We start from the raw sequence: 3,894 nt of genomic DNA on the forward strand, positions 1-3,894 counted from the left end.
TTCTGGATCAGGTCGTGATGAAAGATGTCCGCGGCCGACGCTTCGCGCGTCGACTCCGGCTTCGGAATGTAGTCCGCCGCACCGAGCGACAGCGCCTTGAAGCTGATCTCCGCGTTACGGCGGGTCAGCGTCGAGGCCATGATGATGACGAGATCGCGCTTCTTCGCCAGCAGTTGCGGCAGCGCCGAGATGCCGTCGAGCTCGGGCATTTCGATGTCGAGCACGGCAACGTCGGGGTTGATGCGTTCGAGCTGGTTGACCGCCTCGAGCCCGGTGCGCAGCGAGGCCGCGACCTCCATGTCATGCTCGGCACCGATCCAGCGCGAGATCAGACCGCGTATGACGACCGAGTCGTCGACGACCATCACCCGCAGCGGCCCGGCGTCGCGCGACGGACCCGTGGTCGAATTACCTGCGAACGCAACACTCATTACTCACCAACTCAGACTGAAACGGTTCAGTTGAAAACAATCGCCGAAGGATCCGTACAGCCTCCGGATGTTCGCTCAGATAAGCCCGACTTCCTGGAATTTCGCCGTCACGATGTCCTTGTCGAAGGGCTTCATGATGTATTCGTTGGCGCCGGCGTGCAGCGCACGCGCGATATGCGCGACGTCGTTCTCGGTGGTGCAGAACACCACCTTGGGCTGGTCGCCGCCCGGCATGCGCCTGAGATGGCCGAGAAACTCGTAGCCGTCCATGACCGGCATGTTCCAGTCGAGCAGCACTGCGTCGGGCAGACCGCGCTTGCAGGCCTCCAGCGCCTTCTCACCGTCCTCGGCTTCGAGAATCTGGAAGTCGAGGCCCTCCAGGATCCGGCGCGCAACCTTGCGGATGACGCTGGAATCATCAACGACGAGACAAGTTCGCATGTGAACCTCTGCTTCCTCCCCTTTGCGGGGGCACTTCCAATTGCAAGTCCGTCGGCGGCGATGCCGCCGTATCAGGCCGCCATCATCTCGGGTGCGAGCTCGAGGACGCGATCGACGTCGAGGACGACCATGAGCTGCCCGTCGAGGCGGTGGACGCCGCCGGCGAGCTTGGCCATGCGGGGATCGAGGTTGACGGGGTTTTCTTCCTTGCCGTCCTCGGACAGGCGCAGCACCTCGCCGATCTGGTCGATCAGGAGGCCGTAGGATTCGCCGCGCAGGTCGACGCCGACYGCCATCGGCACCTTGCCGTCCTCGGGCTTGGGCAGGCCGAGCCGGGCGCGCATGTCGACCACGGTGACGATGCGGCCGCGCAAATTCAGCACGCCCGCGATCTCGCGCGAGGACAGCGGCACGCGGGTGACGCGCTCCGGCATGAACACGTCCTGGACCCGGGAGATCGGCAGGCCGAACAGCTGGCCGCCGATCATCGCGGTGACGTATTCGACCATGGCGCCCTCGGTGCTCTGCATCTTCTTGGTCATCGATGTTTCCTTCGCTTAGGCCGCAGCCCGGCTCAGCTCGGAGGCGCCGGCCGCGCCCGCGGTCTGCTCCTTCAGCGCTGCGATCAGGCCGGGACGGTCGAACTTGGCGACATAGTCGTGGAAGCCGGCCTGACGGCCGCGCTCGATCGCCGCCGGCGACACCAGYGCGGAGAGGCCGATGATCGGGGTTGCCGCCAGATTGTTGTCGGAGCGGATCACCTCGGCGAACTCGAACCCGTTCATGTCGGGCATCTCGATGTCGGTCAGCACCACGTCGAAGCTCTGGCCGGAGCGCAGCGTGGCGAGCGCCTCCTGCGCGTTCGGYGCGGTGCGGACGCGGTAGCCGGCCGCCTTCAGCACCGGGGCCAGCATRTTGCGGAAGAAGGCGCTGTCGTCGACCAGCAGCACCGACTGCGAGTGCATCGACGGCTTCATCTCCTTGCGGGTGAACCAGTCGGCGAACGCCATCGGCAGGAAGTGGCCGACGTCGATCACCTCGGTGGCCTGGCCCTTGATCACGGCCGAGCCGAGGATGCCGCTGGAGGATCCGCCGACCTCGATGTTGAGCCGYTCCTCGACGATGTCGATGATCTCGTCGACGACGAGGCCCATGGAGCGGCCGTCGTCGGAGAACACCAGGATCGGCTGGGCGCCCTGGGAGGCGATGGTGACGCTCTCCATCGCGACCAGCGGCATCAGCTGCTCGCGGTACTGCACCATGTAGCGGCCGTTRSWGAACTCGATCTTGTCCGAGGGCAGCTCTTCCAGGCGGGTGACGAGCCCGAGCGGGACCGCCTTGGGCTGGCTGGAGCCGGCGCGGAACACCAAGAGCGAGGTGGTCTGCTCGGCCGAGGAGGAATGATGGCCGGCGGCTTCATCAGCCATGTCATGGGCCGAGGAGCCGGAGGCGCCGAGTGCCTTGGCGATGCCGTTGGGGTCGATGATCATGATGACGGCGCCATCGCCCAGAATGGTGTTGCCGGAGAACATGTCGATGTGGCGCAGCTTCGTCGACATCGGCTTGACCACGATYTCTTCGGTGTGGAACACGCCGTCGACCACGATGCCAAARGTCTGGCTGCCGACTTGCGTGACCACGATAAAGCCGTTCTCGGGATCGCTGGCGGCGCCGTCGTCGATCTTCARGAGCTTCTTCAGGTGGATCAGCGGCAGCAGCTTGTTGCGCAGCCTCAACACCGCGGTGTCCTTGATGCGCTCGATGCGGTGCTCGCTGTTGGCGCGAGCGCGAACCAGCTCGACGACCGAGAGCTGCGGGATCGCAAAGCGGTCGCCGGCGGCCTCGACGATCAGCGCSGAGACGATCGCGAGCGTCAGCGGGATCTTGATGGTGACGGAGGAGCCTTCGCCGGCCACCGACTTGATGTCGATGGTGCCGCCGATCTGGTCGATATTGGTGCGSACCACGTCCATGCCGACGCCGCGCCCCGACACCGAGGTGATGGCGGCCGCGGTCGAGAAGCCGGGGGCGAAGATGAACTTGTGGATCTGGGCTTCCGACATCTTCTCGAGCTCRGCCTCGGTGACGAGACCYGAGGAGATCGCCTTGGCCTTGATCYTCTCGGTGTTGAGSCCGCGGCCGTTGTCGGCGATGCAGATGATGATGTGGCCGCCCTCGTGATAGGCGGACAGRCGRATGGTGCCCTGCTCGCCCTTGCCGTTCGCGGTGCGCTCGGCGGGGGTCTCGAGGCCATGGTCGGCGGAGTTGCGCACCATGTGGGTGAGCGGGTCCTTGATCAGGTCGAGCACCTGGCGGTCGAGCTCGGTGTCGGCGCCGTGCATCTCCAGCTCGATCTGCTTGCCGAGYTCGCTCGAGAGGTCGCGGACGATGCGGGGCAGCTTCTGCCAGGCATTGCCGATCGGCTGCATGCGCGTCTTCATGACGCCTTCCTGCAGCTCGGCSGTGACGTTGGACAGCCGCTGCAACGGCACCTTGAACTCGGTGTCCTCGTTGCGGCGGGAGATCTCGAGCAGCTGGTTGCGGGTCAGGACCAGCTCGGAGACCATGGTCATCAAATGCTCCAGCGTATCCACGTTGACGCGGATCGACTGGTTGGCGACGCGGTCGCCCTCGACGGCGGTCTCGTCCGCCATCGACTTCTTCGGCGCGGCCTTCTCCTTGGCGGGCTTTGTCTCTTTGGCAACTTCCTTGGCGGCAACCGGGGCCGGAGCCGGCTCGGGTGCGACGTCGACCTTCGCCTCAACCTTGGCAACGGGGGCCGGCGCCTCGATCGCAGTCTCGCGGAAGGCGCGCTCGAGCTCGTCCAGCGACACCTCGCCCGGACGCAGCGGGCGTTCCAGGGTCTGGTCGATCAGCGAGCCCTGGGTCATGTCCTTGGCGGGTGCGGCCTTGGCTTCGACGGGAGCCGGCGCGTCCGGCACCAGCGGCGGCGCTTCGGCAACGGGAGCAGCAGCCCCGGCAGCCATCGCCGCCATGCCCTGCTCGACCATCGCTTCCAGCT

4 protein-coding genes are annotated in these 3,894 nt (G+C 65.9%); all 4 read right to left on the reverse strand.

The genetic code is table 11. The annotated features are described in order from the left end of the window. Window positions 1-431, reverse strand: a 431-nt coding sequence (locus ACXJL8_RS36020) for a response regulator (RefSeq protein WP_456686538.1), incomplete at its 3' end; no start/stop codon positions are given. Between the two features lie 75 nt (window positions 432-506). After that, complete coding sequence (locus ACXJL8_RS36025; protein WP_007600538.1) at window positions 507-872, reverse strand: response regulator; 366 nt, start codon at window positions 870-872, stop codon at window positions 507-509. 71 nt (window positions 873-943) lie between these two features. Then, window positions 944-1,414: a chemotaxis protein CheW gene (locus tag ACXJL8_RS36030; RefSeq protein ID WP_456623239.1), complete on the reverse strand. Its 471-nt coding sequence runs from the start codon at window positions 1,412-1,414 to the stop codon at window positions 944-946. Window positions 1,415-1,429: 15 nt separating this feature from the next. Beyond that, a partial coding sequence (locus ACXJL8_RS36035) for a hybrid sensor histidine kinase/response regulator (RefSeq protein ID WP_456686539.1) occupies window positions 1,430-3,894 on the reverse strand: 2,465 nt, incomplete at its 5' end.

It is taken from the genome of Bradyrhizobium sp. P5_C11_2, assembly GCF_054049755.1.